Below are 18,284 nucleotides of genomic sequence, written 5' to 3' on the forward strand. Positions count from 1 at the left end.
AAAAGTTACCTCGTTCAATTTCTGTGTTTAAACTCTAAACCTTCTAGTGGCTATAGAGTCAAGCCGCATCGTCTTACTGGTAGTGAAGCATGCGAGGCGGGTAGAAAACGACTTGCGAACGACTGCGACGGCCAATAGAAGCATGACTTTTGAGAATGGCCATAATGTTTTTCCGAGGCGTTTTTGATAAAAGTGGCCCGTCACGTTAAGGAGCAACCCATGCGATTTTCCTGTCGCCCCTGGATGGGATGCGTGTTAGCGGTCTTCGCAGGGGCTCTAACGACGCTAACCTTCTCTCCCTTCGAGCTTTGGTGGCTGGGGCCGGTCGCCGTCGGCCTCATTTACTCAGGCCTGGATGACCTGACACCGGGTCAGGCAGCCCTGCGAGGCTGGTGTTATGGCATCGCGCTGTTCGCCACGGGAACCTCATGGGTCTACGTGTCGATCCATGAGTACGGTTACACGGGGGTGCCGCTATCGGTTTTCCTTACAGCCCTGTTTGCCGCCACCTTGGCGCTTTTCTATGCCATTCCCTTCTGGTTCTATCGGCGCTTTACTGGCTCGCGTCTAGCCTTTCTCTCCTTCGCCGGCGCGTGGGTGTTGATTGAAGTGCTACGGACATACCTTTTCACCGGTTTCCCTTGGCTATTGCTGGGGAGCGCGCACGTCGATTCTCCTTTAGCACCATTGGCCCCGGTTGGCGGGGTGCTGCTGTTGACATTGGTTACCGCCCTGACGGGCACGCTGGGGGTGGAGTTCCTGCGTCGACGCTGGTGGGCAGGGGGCACGATCGCCGCTCTATGGCTGTTCCCCTTGATGCTTCCTACTCAGTGGACCATACCCAGCAAGGAGCCCGTACAAGTGAGCCTGTTACAGGGCAATCTACCCCAGCTAAGCAAATGGACAAACGAGGGGCAGCGTAACGCAGTCAGCACCTATGCCCGATTGACCCGCAACATTGCTGAAGACATAGATCTGGTTATCTGGCCGGAAACGGCGATTCCTATGTATCAGCGTCAAGCCGAGCCGCTGTTGGAGCGGGTTAAGGCTACTTTGCCATCAGGAGCCGAACTACTCACCGGTATCGTGCAGCGCGACGACTCGGGCCGCTATTACAATGCCGTAGTCGGTGCCGGCGAGGTTACGGATGTGTACCGCAAGTCGCATCTGGTACCGTTCGGTGAATACATCCCGATGGAAAAACAGCTACGTGGCATTATCGCTTTCTTTGATCTGCCGATGTCAGACTTCACGGCAGGCAATTCCGAACAAGGCCCGATCCGAGCCGCTGGACTGCGCATCGGCACGGCGATCTGTTACGAAATTATTTTCCCGGACTTAGTGGCACAACGCGCCGATAACGCTGAGGTGTTGCTCACGGTGTCCAACGACACCTGGTTCGGTGACTCCATCGGGCCGCTTCAGCATCTGCAAATGGCCCGGCTACGCGCCCTTGAAAATGGTCGCTATGTTATGCGGGCAACGAACAATGGGGTGACGGCCATCATCGACCCGCAAGGTCGCATTATCGATCGCGCGACTCAATTCAGGATGACCACCCTCAACGGAGAAATCCGGGCCATGCGGGGAGAAACGCCATTCACACGCACCGGAAGCTGGCCAACCTGGCTATTGTCAGCAGCGCTGGTTATATCCGGGGTACGCAGGCGAAATAGCTAAAAGACACCGTTATCGACAGTTAGGCAAGCCACTACAAAATGTCATTATGCGCAGAGGCTTGCCCTGTAGGGTAGGCACATCGTGTTGTTTGGGGTAAAGTGCCGCCATTTCACTTCACTTGGTCTATCATAAGCTCTCATGCTAAGAATCCTTCGCTTCCTGCCTCGCAGCCGAAAATTACTGATTTTACCTATAGCTACGCTAGTCACGTTACTAGGAGCGCAGGAAATCTTCTCTGTGTTAAAAGCTTCTAATGGAGATGATGCGCCCCTTAACGAGGCTAGTTCGCCAAGCATTGAGTTATCTACTCGCTTCCAAGCTCAAGCTGACACCATGACAGCTGTTAAAGTCAGCACCAACTACAAATATACGGGCCCCGCTCAGGCTTCCACCGGACTTACCAAGCCCACGGCAGGCTCGCCGCAAAGCCTCCTATTGGTAACAGACGAAGTTGAAACTACTCGCGTTTCTGAAACAACTGTCCAAGACAGCGTTGTTCGTGCGGCTACACCATTAAACCCCAGCGTTCCTACAACCAAGCCGGAAAGTACTAAAGACGCTAGCGAACTGGATAGCCAGGCGCTGCACATGGCGATTCGACTTACCGACTCGTCAACAGAAGCCAACGATCGCAAAGTTGGCGGGACTTCCGATGTTGGTTTATCTGTCGACCTAATACATAACGATGAAAAAGTAGACATGGAAGAAGAACTGGTAGCCAACGAAAGATTCGTCCCATCTTGGGAAACTTATACCATTCAATCCGGCGATACTTTCGCGGACATGGCCGAACGCATTCTGGGACTAGGCTATGATGAAGTTATGCAGCTTCTCGAAGAAATCCCGGACGAAAGGACATTCACTCGCTGGCGTGTCGGTGATAACTTTGACTTTAAAATTAACGAATCTGGTGAATTATTGGCACTGCGAATCATGGAGGATGCACATTCCGGCCTCCTGATTGAACGCGACCACGACAGCAAGAGCTTTGAGGTTACTCGTCTTGAAAAAACGGCTCGGAAAACGGAGCGATTGTTTTCAGGAACCGTCAATGGCAGTTTTGCTCAGTCAGCCAGCGCCACTGGCTTATCTTACTCAGAAGTGTCTGATCTGAGCGATCTACTTTCGAAAAAGATAAATTTTCGCCGTGCTGCCCGGCGAGGAGATCAATTCCGAGTTTTGGTAGAAACCGATATGATTGAGGGTCAGGCTGCTGATTCGCGCATCCTTGCTGCTCACTACAAAGGCAATAAAAGAGACCTAGCTATCGTTAGGAATCCTGCTGATGACAATTTTTATACCTCTGAAGGCTACAGCCTCTCCCCGGCATTTAACCGGAAGCCGTTTAAAGGCGACTACAGGATAAGCTCGCCTTTTAACTTGCGGCGAAAGCACCCAATCACTGGCCGAGTTAGTCCGCATCGAGGCACTGACTTTGCAGTAACCATTGGCACTTCGATTCAATCTCCAGCAAATGGACGTGTTGTCAAATCGGCCTATCAAGCAAATGGCGCTGGAAACTACGTTGTGATCCGCCATGACAACGGCTACAAGACTCGCTATATGCACCTATCCAAACGCTTGGTATCTGAAGGCGAGCGCGTTTCCAGAGGCCAGAAGATTGCACTATCCGGCAATACGGGTCGTAGCACGGGGCCTCATCTTCATTACGAATTAATGGTTAACAATAATCAAGTCGACGCCATGCGCGTCAAATTGCCGGAAGGCAAGCAGCTATCTGGACAAGCATTAGCAGCCTTTCAAAAGGAGGCCAAGCAGTTCTTAGCTCAGATTGATCACGACACAACTTTATCTATGATTGCTAGCCAATCGAAATTACCTTAGAAAAACGCATTTCCAATGAGCCTGAGTATCCACTCAAAATACTTGGACCGGAGTCTGATAACCCAGACGCTGCGGGCAGGTTGTTGAGCCTCTCTACGACCTACCGCAGCTCAGCGTCGATGACTTCTCGAAAGGCCGTACCCTTCAAAATTACTGGCGAATTAGTCCGTTGGTATTCTGTTTTCACGGCACCAAGTCGAGGCTCCATCGCGAGATCTCGTGCTATCAGAATAAACGTAGCGGGAATTTCACATTGCCGGTGGATCCGGTTTCTGGGAGGAGGTCAGGATCAAAAAAAGACCGCATAAGCGGTCTTTTTTTGTGCCTGAATGAACGATGGCGCGTTGAGATTTACTCGGCCGGTGCGTAGGAGCCGTCTTCGCGGTGAATTTCACGGCCAGTTAGCGCAGGGCTGAAGACACAGGCAACGGTCATGCCCTTTTCCTTGCCACGCAGCCAATGCTCATCGTGCTGGTCGAGCAAATACATGTCGCCGGCCTTGATGGTATGGATCTTGCCATCGGCGATGGTTTCCACTTCACCCTCACCTTCGTAGCAGAACACTGCTTCGATGTGGTTCTTGTAATGAATATGGGTTTCCGTACCCGGATGAATACGCGTGATGTTGAATGAAAACCCACAACCGTCTTCGGCCAGCATCAGCCGAGTGCTGTCCCAGTTGCCGTTCTCGGCTTCGACGAAGCGGTCGGTTTTCATGCATTCCTGAAGATTACGTACGATCATCGATACAACTCCTGGTGGGTGACTCGTCAAAAGATGACATGAGAGACGGCCCCATGCTCGTTGAAGGAGGGCCGCCCTATTGTGCGTCGTGTCAGTTTCCGCCTCAGGCGAAGGCTTCCTTGGCACTGCGCTCCAGAATATCCAGACCTTCGAGGAGGTCTTCATCGCTGATCACCAGCGGGCACAGGCACTTCACGACTTGACCATCCTGCCCCGCGGTTTCGATGATGAGCCCGTTCTCGAAGGCTTTCGCCGTGATCTTGTCCGCCACGTCGCCGTCGCGCACATCGATACCGCGCATCAGACCGCGGCCACGCTCGCTCGCGGGATAACCCATTTCGGTCAGCATCGCGGCAATCCTGGCGAAGCGCTCTTCGACGATACGCCCTTTACGCTGGACGTCGCGCTCGAAGGTGTCGTCGCTCCAGAAATGCCTGAGCGCGGCCGCCGCTGTCACGAAAGCCATGTTGAAACCACGGAATGTGCCGTTGTACTGGCCAGGCTTCCACTTATCCAATTCGGGGCGCATCAGCACGTGGGCGAACGGCAGGCCATAAGCGGACAGCGATTTCGAATTGGTGACGATATCAGGCACGATGCCGGCATGCTCGAAGCTGAAGAACTTGCCGGTACGGCCACAACCTGCCTGGATGTCGTCGACGATCAGCAGGATGTCATGCGCGCGGCAGATGCCTTCCAGACGCTTCAGCCAGTCCAGGCCTGCCGGGTTGATACCGCCCTCGCCCTGCACCGTCTCGACGATCACGCCGGCCGGCACGTCGAGCCCGCCAGACTTGTCACTCAGCAGCTTCTCGAAATAGTCGAGTGTGTCGGTGCCTTCCCCGAGATAACCATCGAACGGCAGGAAGCTGGCACCCTGGGTCGGGATGCCACCGGTCGCTTCGCGGAACTTGCGGTTGCCGGTCGTTGCCAGTGCGCCCATGGTGACGCCATGGAAGCCATTGGTGAAGGTGACGATGTTATGACGACCCTTCGCCACTCGAGCCAGGCGAATCGCGGCTTCGGTAGCGTTGGTACCCGTCGGGCCCGGCAAATGAACCTTGTAGTCCAGCCCACGCGGTTTGAAGATCACTTCTTCCAGCGTCTCGAGGTAGTCGCGCTTGGCGGCGGTCCACATGTCCAGACCATGGACGATACCGTTGGAAGTGATGTATTCGACCAGCGCTTCCTGAAGCTTCGGATGGTTATGACCGTAATTGAGCGTGCCGGCGCCAGCGAGAAAATCGATGTACTCGCGGCCATCCTCGGCAATCAGGCGCGCGCCCTGGGCCTTGGTGAAAACAATTGGAAAAGAGCGAGAATAAGTCCGGACTTCGGATTCCATGCGTTCGAGAATCTGAGTCTGCATACAACCTCCGTAATGGGAGTGTGGATGTCGTGGGGAGCGTGGATAAGGCGTGCTGGCATAAGACATGCGTGACAACGCAGACCTTACCCGCCCTGGATACGTTGGGGGTCGAACGGGCCGATCCGGACGAGGTTTTCCGGGTCGTGCTCTCCGCCCAGTTGATCGGTCGAAAAGTATTCGCGACTGATGAGGGGCGCCTGCCAGCGATCCGCCAGACGCTTGAACAAGCCCCATGAGGCCTGATTGTCCGGCGTGATCGTGGTTTCGAGATGATTCAGCCCTGCCAATTCCGGCCGAGTCAGCACGGCTTCGACCAGGCGTCTAGCCAGGCCGGTGCCCCGTGCCTTTTCCCCGACCGCGACTTGCCACAGGAAATAGATATCGGGAGCGGCAGCTTTGACGTAGCCGGACACGAATCCGACGATTTCACCATCTTCCGTCGTCGCGACGGCACAGCTGTCGCGGAACTGCGTTGCCAGCAACAGATAGGCATAACCGGAATTGACATCGAGCGGCGGGCAGGCCTTGACCAGTTCATAGATCCCCCACCCATCTTCCGTGGTGGGCTTGCGAATGAACAGTGGCATATCGGGCTTGCCAACGACGGCATCGGCCACGGTAGGCCTTGCCAAGTCTGCCGACGGCGTAAATGCCGGATTGGGGTTGGTCATCGTCATCGTCGCTATGGCGAATTTGAATTCAAGGATAACAGCGAGTGAAGCAAGCTTCAAACCGCAGGTTATTTTACTCAACCAGTTCAATAATGAATATTTATATGCTGGGTGAGCATCCGGAAATTCCGGCAATTCCAGTCTAGACGAAGGCTGGCGATATATTGAAGGAAGATGTATTGGAGGAAATAGGCGAAGTCTTTGAGGCCCCATGCTCGCATCGTTCTGAAGAACTTTCTCTGATGGCGAATTCGGGGCGCGCCGATGAGAGTCACGAAGGCCGGACATCGGGCATAACGACAATGGCCGCCTCGAGGGCGGCCATTGAACGTAGCAGCGGAGCCGTGATCAGCGGCGAGTGAGGCTGCGCATGGTAACGAACTCTTCCGCTGCCGTCGGGTGGATACCCACCGTGGCGTCGAAATCCGTCTTGGTCAGTTGGGCGCGCACGGCGATCGCGATGCCTTGAATGGTTTCCCCCGCTTCGTCACCAACCATATGGGCGCCGACGACGCGGTCGCTGGCATCATCGACCACCAGCTTCATCAGGCAGCGCTCGTCACTGCCGGACAGCGTGTGCTTCATCGGACGGAAATCCGCGCTGTAGATGCGCACTGCGCCGAAGCGCTCGCGCGCTTCTTCTTCGGAAAGACCCACGGTGCCGATATTGGGATGGCAGAACACGGCCGTCGCGATGTTCTGGTAGTCGAGCGGTCCCGGTGTCTTGTCGCCGTAATGATGCTGAACCAGGTGCATGGCTTCTGCCAGCGCGACCGGCGTCAGCTCGGGGCCGCCGGTTACGTCGCCCAACGCAAGGATCGACGGCACGGAGGATTCGTAGCGCTCGTTGACCTTGAGCGTGCCGTCGGTGTTGAGCTCCACGCCCAGCGAATCCAGGCCCAGCCCTTCCAGGTGCGGACGACGCCCTGTGGCGGCAAGCACGGCATCCACCTCGAGCTGTTCACCGTTGGTCAATGTCACTTCGAGCCCGCCTTCCACCTTGCGGATACGCTCGATATTGGCCTCGAAATGCAGGTTGACGCCCTTCTTGGCCATTTCGTCCCGCGTGAACTCGCGAACTTCGTGGTCGAATCCGCGCAGAAATAGCGCGCCACGATAGACCAGGTGCGTATCGGCGCCCAGGCCATTGAATATGCTGGCGAACTCGACGGCGATATAGCCGCCGCCCAGGACCAGAAAGCGCTTGGGGAAGTCGTCGAGGTCGAATACCTGGTTGGAGTTGACGGTATATTCGCTGCCCTCGAACTGCGGCGTCCACGGCCAGCCGCCGACCGCGACCAGAATCTTCTCCGCGGTGATGCGCTCGCCATTGACCTCGACCGCGTGGGCATCGACGACTTTGGCCCGGCCATTGATCAGCGTGACGCCGGCCCCTTCCAGCAGGCGGTTGTAGATGCCGTTGAGACGCTTGATCTCTTCGACCTTGTTGTCACGAAGCGTGGCCCAATCGAATTTCGGCGCCTGCGGTATCGTCCAGCCGAAACCGCTGCTGTCTTCGAAGGCGTCATGAAAATGTGCCGCGTAGGAGTACAGCTTCTTCGGCACGCAGCCGACGTTGACACAGGTACCGCCCAGATAGCGATCTTCGGCAACGGCCACTTTGACGCCCGTTGCTGCAGCCGTCCGTGCGGCACGTACACCACCGGAACCGGCTCCTATCACGAAAAGATCGTAATCGTAATTCGCCACAGTGAAACTCCTTGAGACATGATGCGGCGATGATACCAGCCTCGATCCGGTGTCGGAAAAGTCCGTGACTATCGAGGCGATATAAAAAAAGCTTTGCAAGGCGTGATGCTCGCGTTCGGCGCGTCAGATGGTGTGACTTCGAAAATATCGCCGGATAGCCTAGAATCGTTGTCTTGACGGCGACACAAGACGTTCGCCAAGCCACGTACTCAGGTTACTGTCATGAGCGATATCCAGACTCTTCTCGAACAGAATCGGCGCTGGGCCGACGGTGTGCAGCAGCGTGCTCCGAACTTCTTTGCGGAGCTTTCCCAGCAGCAGAATCCCGACTATCTCTGGATCGGATGCTCGGATAGTCGCGTACCTGCCAACCAGATCGTCGACCTGCCACCAGGTGAAGTTTTCGTTCACCGTAACGTTGCCAATCTGATCTACCACAACGACATGAATGCATTGTCGGTCGTTCAGTTCGCCGTCGACGTGCTCAAGGTCAAGCACATCATGGTGGTCGGGCACTACGGCTGTGGTGGGGTCAGGGCCGCAATCACTGGCGGGGAGCACGGTATCGTCGACTACTGGCTCAATAGCATCAGCGAGCTCTATCAGCAGCATCGGCCGACACTCGAGTCACTCCCCCTGGATGAGCAGGTCGACCGCATGTGCGAACACAATGTTCGCCTCCAGGTTGCCAACCTGTGCCGTACCAAGATCATTCAGCGTGCCTGGGAGCGGGAGCAGCCGCTGTCCGTGCATGGCTGGGTCTATGGCCTCACGGATGGTCGCGTCAATGATCTGGGCTGCACCGTGTCACGCGCCGATCAGATGGGAAGTATCCGTATTCAGCCGACCTTCTCCGCCCAGGAGTGAACGCCAGGCAGCAGACCTGCATCATCAGAGCCGAACATCTCATGAGCCGAGTCGAGCTATTCGCTGATTGAATGGCATGGTTCGAGATTTCGATTGGGTCCATCGGTCGTCCATGAGTAAGGTGGATGACACGATGGATCTGCCAGACATTACCGATCGAGCCAATGACCAATGGCAGCATGCATTGGCAACGTTCCCCACGTCATCTCAAGGCGTGATTTCATAACAATATCGGACCCGCAATGCGTCTCACGACGATTCTGCTTGGCTTGCTGATGGGAAGCCTGTCTCTGTTGCCATTGACTTGCGCAGCCATGGCGGACGATAAGAGCACCCTGCTCAGAGTGGCCTATGACACCGACCCGGTGTCGCTGGATATTCACGAACAGCTTGCCATCGGCATGCTCCAGCTCTCCCATCTGGCCTTCGACCCGCTGGTTCGCTGGAACCGGGATCTTCAGCTCGAACCCCGGCTGGCCACCGATTGGGAACGACTCGACGATACGACCATGCGGCTACACCTGCGGCACGGCGTCACCTTTCATAGCGGTAACGCTTTCACGGCCAAGGATGTCGTATGGACGGTGCAGCGTCTCAAGCGGAGCCCGGATTTCCGCGCCATTTTCGCTCCCGTCGAACGCGTCGAAGCGGTCGACGACTTCACCGTCGACCTGCGGACGCGTCAGCCCTATCCGCTACTGCTCAACCTCGCGACCTATATCTTTCCGATGGACAGCCAGTTCTATACCGGCACTTCGGCCAAGGGGCAGGACAAGAGCGAGATCGTCAAGAATGGCAACTCCTTTGCCTCGAATCACCTGTCTGGCACCGGCCCTTTCGAGATCGTGTCGCGTCAGCCGGGCACCCGGATCGAGTTCAAGCGTTTCCCCAAATACTGGGACGACGATTCACCCGGCAACGTCGATCGTCTGGTCATGACGCCGATCGCCGAGAGTGCGACTCGTGTCGCCGCCCTGCTCGCCGGTGACGTCGATTTCATCTCGCCGGTGCCCTTCAGTGCCGTGCAGCGATTACGTCACGCGGATGGCGTCAAGCTGGTCACCATGCCCGGCACTCGTATTACCATGCTGCAGCTCAACGAGCAGCGGGTACCGGCATTTCGCGATGCGCGCGTGCGACGCGCCTTTGCCTACGCGGTCAATCAGACGGCCATTGCCGAGCGTCTGCTGAAAGGCTTTGCGACACCCGCGGCGCAGATGTCGCCCAAGGGTTATGCTGGGCACGTATCGACGCTGACGCCACGCTATGATCTCGCCAGGGCCCGAGAGCTGATGCGTGACGCCGGCTACGGCGACGGGTTCTCGGTCACCCTGATGGCGCCCAACAACCGCTACGTGAACGATGCCCAGACCGCACAGGTGGCACTGGCGATTGCCGCCATGCTGGCCAAGATCAACGTCACTGTCGAATTCGAGACGCTACCCAAGAATCAGTATTGGGCCAAATACGATAACCGTGCCGCCGACATGATGATGATGGGCTGGTACTCCGATACCGGCGATTCCGCCAATTTTTTCGAGTATCTGACCTTCTGTCCCGATCCCGACACGGGCGCCGGGCGTTACAACGCCAGCGAGTACTGCAATCCGCAGATCGACGCGCTGGTCGACCGGGCGAACCTCACCACCCGGCCGGACGCTCGCGCCCAGTTGCTGAGGCAGGCCGAGCAGGCGATCCATGACGACGCTCCGTTCATCCCGCTGTACTGGCAGAATCTCGCCTGGGCGGCGGCCGAGCGGGTCGATATCGCGCCCGTGCTGAATGTCATGAACATGCCCTATCTGGGCGACGTGGTCGTGCGGTCTCGATGATCCCGTTTCTGATTCGGCGGCTGTGCCAGGCGGTCCTGGTGATGTTCATCATCAGCATGATCGGCTTCGCGATCCAAGGTGGACTGGGAGATCCCGTCCAGCAGATGCTCGGGCCAGCGGCTACCGAGGCAGAAGCCACGGCACTGCGTCACTCGCTCGGTCTGGATGCCCCGCTGTGGGCGCAATATCTGGATTTCGCGAACGACGCCTTGCACCTGGATTTCGGCCGCTCCTACTTCTTTCACGAGCCTGCGCTCAGCGTGATTGCCCGCTATCTGCCGGCGACCCTCGAGCTGGTGGCGGCCAGTGCCGTACTGACACTTCTGCTATCGGTGCCGATGGGCGTTTTCTGCGCGATTCGGCCACGCAGCTGGTTGTCGCAGACCCTGATGGGGTTATCGGTGATCGGTATCTCCGTGCCGGTCTTTCTGACCGCCATGGTGCTGATCCAGGTCTTCTCGATCGGCATCCAGGTAACGCTGTTTCCCGCGGATACCGGCTGGGGCCACTGGCTCAACCAGCTTTTCTCCATCGAAGGCGGCATGCCTGCCTATGGGCGTGGCAATCCCGTCCATGTCCTGGGCGTCTGGTACACCAATTTCGCCACGCTGCAGGGCATTCTCTATCTGTTACTCCCGGCCTTCTCGCTGGCGCTGGTCATGCTGCCATTGTTTGTCCGCCTGATTCATGCCGAAATGCTAGAGGTACTGGAGTCGGACTACGTGAAATACGCCAGAGCCCGAGGGCTGCGGCCATCGCGCATCTATTTTCTGCACGCGCTGAAGAACACGCTGCTGCCGGTAGTGACGCTGGGCGGGGTACAGATCGGTACGCTGGTGGCCTATACCCTGCTGACGGAGACCGTCTTCCAGTGGCCAGGAGCAGGCCTGATGTTTCTCGATGCCATCGAGCGTGCAGACATGCCGCTGATCGTGGCCTACCTGATGGTGGTCGGACTGCTTTTCGTGGTGATCAATACCCTCGTCGATCTGTTGTATCGGCTGCTGAACCCGCGGATCACGTTGAGCGGGAGGGCTGCATGAGTCCCGAAACTCGTTCCCCGGCAACCGTCTGGCGTCGCTTCCGCGGCTCCTATTTTCTATACCGGTTGCAACGCAACCGCCGCGCCCAGGTCTGTTTGACACTCTTCGTGCTGATCATGGCAAGCGTTCTTCTCGCACCCTGGATCGCGCCCAGCAATCCCTATGATCTCGCGCAGATCAACCTGCTGGATTCCGAACTGCCACCCTTCTGGATCGCAGGCAGTGAACCTGCCCATCTACTGGGCACCGACGTGCAGGGCCGGGATCTGCTCTCGAGTATGCTTTACGGCGCGCGCGTGTCGATTGCGATCGGCTTCGGCGCGGTGCTGCTGCAATCCGTGCTGGGTACGGCGCTGGGGCTGCTCGCAGGTTACCGGGGAGGCTTCGTCGATGCGTTACTGATGCGGCTGGCCGATATCCAGCTGTCGTTCTCGACCTTGATGATGGCGATCATCATCGGTGCCGTGGTCAAGGCAGCATTCGGCGGCGCGTTCTATGGCGATTATGGCGTCGTGATCCTGATACTGATCATCGGCCTGAGCGAATGGCCCCAGTATGCCCGCACCGTCAGGGCAAGCGTCCTGGCGGAAAAACAGAAAGACTATGTCGACGCCGCTCGCGTGCTGGGCTTCTCGAGTTATCGCATCATGTTGCGACACCTACTTCCCAACACGCTGACGCCGATTTTCGTGCTCTCCACCATTCAGGTCGCCAACGCCATCATGGCCGAAGCGGCGCTGTCGTTTCTGGGTTTGGGGATGCCGGAGACCGAACCGTCATTGGGCTCGCTGATCAAGTCGGGATTCGACTACCTGCAGTCCGATTCCTGGTGGATCACGCTGTTGCCGGGGCTGTTTCTGGTGACGCTGGTCCTGGTCATCAACCTGCTGGGGGATTGGTTGCGCGATACGATGAATCCTCGTCTTCACAAGGGATAACGCCATGGCGCTGCTGGAGGTCGATCACCTCGATATCCGTTTCCCGCTGCGGCACGACGAGATCCGCGCGGTGCGTGACGTGAGTTTCGCACTCGAACGTGGCGAGCGGCTGGGTATCGTTGGCGAGTCCGGCGCCGGCAAGTCGGTGCTCGCCTTCAGCCTGCTGAAACTGCTTTCCCGGCCGGGATACATCGCCGGCGGTCGCGTTCGGTTCGAAGGACGCGAACTGACGACACTTTCGGATCGCCAACTGCGCAGGATTCGGGGCAACCGCGTGGCGATGATATTCCAGGATCCGCTGACGACGCTCAATCCGACCCTGACCATCGGCCGGCAGATGATCGAGAGTCTCAAGGCCCACCGCCGGATCTCCGAGCGCCGCGCACGGGCCATCGCGCTGCACAAGCTGCGCCAGGTGCAGGTGTCCTCCCCCGAGCAGCGTTTCGAGCAGTATCCGCACCAGCTCTCCGGTGGGCTCTGCCAGCGCGTGGTCATCGCCATCGCGCTGTTGCTGGATCCCGACATCATCATTGCCGACGAGCCCACCACCGCTCTCGATGTCACCATCCAGGCCGAGATCATCGCTCTGCTCACGCAACTATGCGGCAAGCACAACGTCGGCCTGATCGTGATCTCCCATGATCTCTGCGTCATCGGCCAACTGACACAGCGCCTGCTGGTGATGTATGCCGGCCGTATCGTCGAGCAGGGGCCGACCCGGGAGATCATCAATGATGCCCAGCATCCCTATACGCAGGGATTGATCAATGCCCTGCCCCAGATGACGCTGCCCAGGCAGCGCCTGGCGCAGATCCCCGGCAACATGCCGAGCCTTGCCCGGGTGCCGGACGGCTGCGCCTTCCATCCCCGATGTCGTTACCGCTTCACGCCACAAGGGCGACTGCGGCAGGCGTGCGTGGAACGGGTGCCCGAGGCCGTCTCTTCCGGCGGAAGCCGGGTTGCCTGCCACTGGGTCCGTGAACTGATAACGACCGTGCCGATCGAGGAAGAGGCAATATGAACCCCACCGATTCGCTGCAGACGCTGGGACGCGCGGCCGATGTGCCCGCTCCGCTGGTCCGGGTTCGTGGCTTGCACAAACGTTTTGCGCTGCATCCGGAACGCCTGCTGCCGTGGCGGTTCGACAAGCGTCGGCGCGCCTGGCGCCGTCAGAGGATTCATGCGGTCAATGGCGTCGACCTGGATATCCAGCGCGGCGATGCACTCTGCGTGGTGGGCGAATCGGGATGTGGCAAATCGACCCTGGCACGCTTGATCATGGGCCTGCTGACGGCCAGCGACGGGGAAGTAAGTTACGACGGCCAGCGAGTCGACCGTCTCGACGCGAAGCAGTGGCGCCCTTTTCGTCGGCGCATGCAGATGATCTTCCAGAACCCTCATTCGTCGCTGAATCCGCGCCTGACAATGCGCCAGACCCTCGAGGAGCCCATTCGTTTCCATCATCCCGACTGGCCGCGTTCGAAGATTCGCCATCGGGCCGATGCGCTGATGGCAGACGTGGGTGTCGATATCGGCTGGGGCGAGCGCTTCGCCCACGAGCTCTCCGGCGGGCAACGGCAACGTATCGCCATCGCCAGGGCGCTAAGCGTGGAACCCGAGTTCATCGTGGCCGACGAGCCCGTCTCCGCCCTGGACGTCTCGGTTCAGGCCCAGATCATGAATCTGTTGATGGACGCTCAGGCGGAACGTCGTCTGACCTACCTGTTCATCACCCACGACCTGGCGGTCGTCGAGCACTTCGCCACGCAAGTCGCGGTCATGTATCGAGGGACGATCTGCGAACTGGCGGATGCCGACACGCTCTTCGCGCAACCCCGGCACCCGTATACCCGGGCGCTATTGGCCGCGAGTCCTCGGCTGGAAGATAGCGATACCGAGCCACTGCGTCTGAGCGACGAAGACCCGCCCCCGATCGAGACGTCGAGCGGGTGCGTGTTCCGGGAGCGCTGCCCTCACGTCAACGCTCGCTGCCAGCGGGAGATGCCGGCAGCGCTCGTTACCCGGGACGGTCATCGGGTCGCGTGCCACGCCGTCGAGGAAGGACGCGTTCCATGATCGCCTTCAATAGTCGCTCAACGGCGTATCGGGTAGGCTGGTTCGAGTCGGTGCTTTCGAGTCGGTTCTATGATCTCGATGAGGCGATTTGCCAACCCATCGTCCGGCGCATCGCAACCGCGTGATTTACGATAGAGAACACCATGGAACTACGTTGGCTGGAGGACTTCATCGTCCTGGCCGAAACGCGTCATTTTTCTCGTGCCGCCGATCAACAGAACGTCACCCAACCGACCTTTTCGCGGCGCATCAAACTGCTCGAGGAGTCGATGGGCGCCACGCTGATCAACCGTCAGACACTGCCGCTCAGTCTGACCCCGGCCGGCGAGGAGTTCCTCATTCTGTGCAAGCAGATTACCGAGCGGGTGCGGGTCACGCGGGAACGATTGCAGAACCTCGCCCGGGAGGACTCGCGTCGCGTCAAGCTGGCGGCGCCCCAGAGCCTGGTGACCCACTTCGTCCCTTCATGGCTGGAAACGAATGCCATCCAGTCGCAGGTCGAACCCTATCTGCGTGCCACGAGCTGGCTGGTCGGAGAGTATTTTCAGGCGCTGGAGCGTGGCGAAGTGGATCTGGCGCTGTGTTACTGGCCGGAAGGTCGCACGGCACTCGATATCGATCTCAGTGGTGTGCGCTACCTCGAGATCGGCGAGGAGCGTCTGATCCCCGTCTGCCTGGCCGATGCCGATGGTCAACCACGTTTTGCCCTGCCCGGCCACAAGCGGGAGCCGGTACCGCATATCGCCTATCATCCCAGCGGATTGATCGCCGCAGCGCTGCAGGCCCACTGGGGGCGCTCACGCCAGGAAGTGCATCTGTCCACGCTCAACGAGAACGTCCAGACATCCAACATTCGTGAACTGGTGCAGCAGGGCTACGGGCTTGGCTGGCTACCCTGGCGCACGGTTCGTCATCTTCTCGAAACTGGCGAGCTGACGCGTGCCGGCGATCAACGCTGGGACGTGCCGCTATCGTTACGCCTCTATTTTCGGCAGGACAGTCGGCATCCCACGCTACCGGGCCTGCTGACACGACTCGCTGCCGCCCGGTGATAAATCCAACGACAGGAAAAGCCCATGATTTCTAGCAACGATACCGTCGCAACGCTTCAACGCGCCCACCTGGAACGCCTCCAGTCGGCTTACGCCGATATTCTCGCTGCCCAACGGTTCGATGCCGTTCTGATCTACAGCGGCCATGCCGGCGTCCACTTTGCCGATGATCAGGAAGCCTCCTTCAAGAGCTACGGTCATTTCGTCCACTGGACCGGGGCCAGCCATCATCAGCACGACTGGCTGCTGATTCAGCCGGGTAGTTCGCCCCGCTGGTACTACTACGCGCCGGCCGATTTCTGGCACCTGGCCACGCCAGCGCCGACGGGCGTATTGGCGGAAGTCATGACGCTACAGCCACTGCGCGATACCGGCTGGCCGCCGGAAAGCGATATGGCTGCCCGTCGCCTGGCCGTGATCGGTAATCTGGAAGCATCGTCGCTGCCGGCCGGGGCCGAGCTCAATCCGCCGGCGCTGTTGGCGGCGCTGGACGAATTGCGCATGTACAAGGATGACTACGAGCGCCATTGCCTGTTCGTTGCCAACCAGTGGGCCCTGAAGGGCCACGATGCGGCCCGCAATGCCTTTGCAGCGGGCGCCAGCGAACTGGATATCCAGCTCGCCTATCTCGCGGCGACGCGCCAGCGGGAATCCCAGGTTCCCTACCAGAATATCATCGGCATCGACCACCACGCGGGCACCCTGCATTATCAACACTATGACGTGGAGGCACCCGGCACGCCGAAGTCGCTGCTGGTCGACGCCGGCCACTCCCACGCAGGCTACGCGGCGGATATCACGCGCACCTGGGCTTCCGTTCACGCCGACCCGCTATTCGAGCGACTCATCCAGGGCGTCACCGACTATCAGCAGCGTCTCATTTCGCGGCTGGCTCCGGGACTGGATTTCGTTGAACTGCACCGGGAGATGCACCGCCATCTGGCCGAGCTGCTGGTCGAGACCGGACTGATCTCGATCAGCGCCGAAGCGGCCGTGGAGAGCGGCCTGACACGCGCCTTCTGCCCCCACGGGCTCGGGCACAGCCTGGGCATTCAGGTTCATGACGTGGGCGGCCGGCAGCGCGACGGACAGGGTACGCCGTTGCCGCCGCCGGCCGAAGATCCTGCCCTGCGCCTGACACGCACGCTTGACGTCGGCATGGTGGTTACCATAGAACCGGGTTTGTACGTGATTCCCATGTTGCTGGCGCCGTTTCGCCAGGGCGCGCAGCGTGAAACCGTCGACTGGGCGGCCGTCGACCGGCTTCAGGATCACGGAGGCATCCGGATCGAGGATAACGTGATCGTCACGGCAGAGGGTCACGACAATTTGACCCAGGGCAGACCGATCGCCGAGGATTGAATCCATTCATGGCAGGCACGATCGTATCGGCTGATTTTCGCGCGCCGTCGGGGCTGCGCAACGCGCACGTCCAGACACTGCTGCCGCGACTGCTACCCGGCGGCTTTCTGGCGAAAGACACCGAGGTCGTGAACCTGCCGGATGGCGATTTCGTGGAGCTGGCCTGGGCCCGCCCGGCCCCGCCACGCGCCGACGCGCCGATCTTCCTGCTATTCCATGGTCTGGAAGGTTCCTTCGATTCGCCCTACGCCCGCGAGCTGCTCCATGCCGCGGCGCGAATGGGATGGCGCGCCGTGCTGATGCATTTTCGTGGCTGCGGACAAACGCCGAACCGGTTGCCGCGAGCCTATCACTCGGGAGATACCGCCGATGCCTACTGGGTTATCGGTCAGCTGGCACAGCGTTATCCCGAGGCACTCATGGTGGCTGCGGGAGTGTCGCTGGGCGCGAACATGCTGCTGAAACTGGTGGCCGAACAGGGTGGCGACGGTCTGCCGCTGGAGGGTGCCATCGCGATCAACGCGCCGCTGGATCTCGCCGCGAGTGCCGATACGCTCAATCACGGGTTCTCACGGCTTTATCAGCGCTATCTGCTGCGCCAGCTCAAACGCAAGGTTCTGACCCGACTGCGGACGACCCCGTTGCCGTTGACGATCAGCGCGCAGCAGATTCGACAGTTGAACAGCTTCTGGGCCTATGACAACGACGTCACCGCCCCGCTGCACGGCTTTCGCTCTGCCAGCGATTACTATCGACGCGCCTCGGCGGGGCCGTTGCTGGGAGAAATCGAATTGCCGACGCTGATCCTGCATGCGAACGACGACCCGTTCATGCCGCCGGATCTGTTCGCCCGCCTGCCGGTGCCCTCGCCGTCGGTGCGGGTGGAAATTGCCCGCCACGGCGGCCACGTCGGGTACGTGGAAAGACGCGGCGGGCGGCTGGGTTCCTGGCTGACCCGACGCATCGAAGCGCAGCTGCAGCAGTGGGCGCCGCGCAAGCTAAGCCAGACGGCTCCCTCCCCTCTGCTCGATCACTGAACCGATCGTCAAGCCAGGCAGCGAAGAGAGCCGCAGACTCAAGCGATGCCTGATCGGC

The 18,284-nt window shown here is 59.2% G+C and carries 15 protein-coding genes; 11 read left to right on the forward strand and 4 right to left on the reverse strand.

The genetic code is table 11. The features are described from left to right. Positions 1 to 219: 219 nt before the first annotated feature. Positions 220 to 1,680, forward strand: coding sequence for an apolipoprotein N-acyltransferase (gene lnt / locus DOM32_RS07195; protein WP_071230019.1), 1,461 nt, complete (start codon positions 220 to 222; stop codon positions 1,678 to 1,680). A gap of 138 nt (positions 1,681 to 1,818) precedes the next feature. Continuing rightward, entirely contained in the window at positions 1,819 to 3,525 is a 1,707-nt protein-coding gene (locus DOM32_RS07200; RefSeq protein ID WP_071230020.1) for a peptidoglycan DD-metalloendopeptidase family protein, read from the forward strand. A 351-nt stretch (positions 3,526 to 3,876) separates the two neighbouring features. Here the strand turns inward: DOM32_RS07200 and DOM32_RS07205 are convergent, their stop codons facing one another. The 4 genes from DOM32_RS07205 to gorA all read right to left on the reverse strand — a co-directional run bounded on the left by DOM32_RS07205 (position 3,877) and on the right by gorA (position 8,019). After that, positions 3,877 to 4,269, reverse strand: coding sequence for an ectoine synthase (locus DOM32_RS07205; RefSeq protein ID WP_071230021.1), 393 nt, complete (start codon positions 4,267 to 4,269; stop codon positions 3,877 to 3,879). Between the two features lie 103 nt (positions 4,270 to 4,372). After that, a complete protein-coding gene (gene ectB, locus DOM32_RS07210; RefSeq protein WP_110632736.1) occupies positions 4,373 to 5,638 on the reverse strand; it encodes a diaminobutyrate--2-oxoglutarate transaminase in 1,266 nt (421 codons plus the stop codon). An 83-nt stretch (positions 5,639 to 5,721) separates the two neighbouring features. Further along, entirely contained in the window at positions 5,722 to 6,309 is a 588-nt protein-coding gene (gene ectA / locus DOM32_RS07215) for a diaminobutyrate acetyltransferase (RefSeq protein WP_110632740.1), read from the reverse strand. Between the two features lie 348 nt (positions 6,310 to 6,657). Further along, positions 6,658 to 8,019: a glutathione-disulfide reductase gene (gene gorA, locus DOM32_RS07220; protein WP_110632744.1), complete on the reverse strand. Its 1,362-nt coding sequence runs from the start codon at positions 8,017 to 8,019 to the stop codon at positions 6,658 to 6,660. Positions 8,020 to 8,241: 222 nt separating this feature from the next. On the opposite strand from gorA, the gene DOM32_RS07225 reads away from it, so the two are divergent. From DOM32_RS07225 to DOM32_RS07265, 9 genes are all read left to right on the forward strand, one after another. Continuing rightward, positions 8,242 to 8,886 (forward strand): carbonic anhydrase, encoded by a 645-nt coding sequence (locus DOM32_RS07225; protein WP_071230025.1) that lies wholly within the window; start codon positions 8,242 to 8,244, stop codon positions 8,884 to 8,886. 242 nt (positions 8,887 to 9,128) lie between these two features. Then, positions 9,129 to 10,718, forward strand: a complete 1,590-nt coding sequence (locus DOM32_RS07230) for an ABC transporter substrate-binding protein (protein WP_110632746.1) — start codon at positions 9,129 to 9,131, stop codon at positions 10,716 to 10,718. Continuing rightward, positions 10,715 to 11,761 (forward strand): ABC transporter permease, encoded by a 1,047-nt coding sequence (locus tag DOM32_RS07235; RefSeq protein ID WP_071230027.1) that lies wholly within the window; start codon positions 10,715 to 10,717, stop codon positions 11,759 to 11,761. Before DOM32_RS07230 ends, DOM32_RS07235 begins: the two co-directional genes overlap by 4 nt. Beyond that, on the forward strand, positions 11,758 to 12,699 hold the full coding sequence (locus DOM32_RS07240; protein ID WP_110632749.1) for an ABC transporter permease: 942 nt from the start codon (positions 11,758 to 11,760) through the stop codon (positions 12,697 to 12,699). The genes DOM32_RS07235 and DOM32_RS07240 overlap by 4 nt, the downstream gene beginning before the upstream one ends. 4 nt (positions 12,700 to 12,703) lie before the next feature. Next, complete coding sequence (locus DOM32_RS07245) at positions 12,704 to 13,720, forward strand: ABC transporter ATP-binding protein (RefSeq protein ID WP_110632751.1); 1,017 nt, start codon at positions 12,704 to 12,706, stop codon at positions 13,718 to 13,720. After that, a complete protein-coding gene (locus DOM32_RS07250) occupies positions 13,717 to 14,775 on the forward strand; it encodes an ABC transporter ATP-binding protein (RefSeq protein WP_110632754.1) in 1,059 nt (352 codons plus the stop codon). The genes DOM32_RS07245 and DOM32_RS07250 overlap by 4 nt, the downstream gene beginning before the upstream one ends. A gap of 143 nt (positions 14,776 to 14,918) precedes the next feature. Further along, on the forward strand, positions 14,919 to 15,827 hold the full coding sequence (locus tag DOM32_RS07255) for a LysR family transcriptional regulator (RefSeq protein WP_110632755.1): 909 nt from the start codon (positions 14,919 to 14,921) through the stop codon (positions 15,825 to 15,827). Between the two features lie 24 nt (positions 15,828 to 15,851). Next, on the forward strand, positions 15,852 to 17,189 hold the full coding sequence (pepQ, locus tag DOM32_RS07260) for a Xaa-Pro dipeptidase (protein WP_110632758.1): 1,338 nt from the start codon (positions 15,852 to 15,854) through the stop codon (positions 17,187 to 17,189). A gap of 8 nt (positions 17,190 to 17,197) precedes the next feature. After that, complete coding sequence (locus tag DOM32_RS07265) at positions 17,198 to 18,226, forward strand: hydrolase (RefSeq protein WP_071230033.1); 1,029 nt, start codon at positions 17,198 to 17,200, stop codon at positions 18,224 to 18,226. Positions 18,227 to 18,284: the final 58 nt, after the last annotated feature.

The sequence above is a fragment of the Salinicola salarius genome, from assembly GCF_003206135.1.
Lineage (GTDB): Bacteria > Pseudomonadota > Gammaproteobacteria > Pseudomonadales > Halomonadaceae > Salinicola > Salinicola salarius.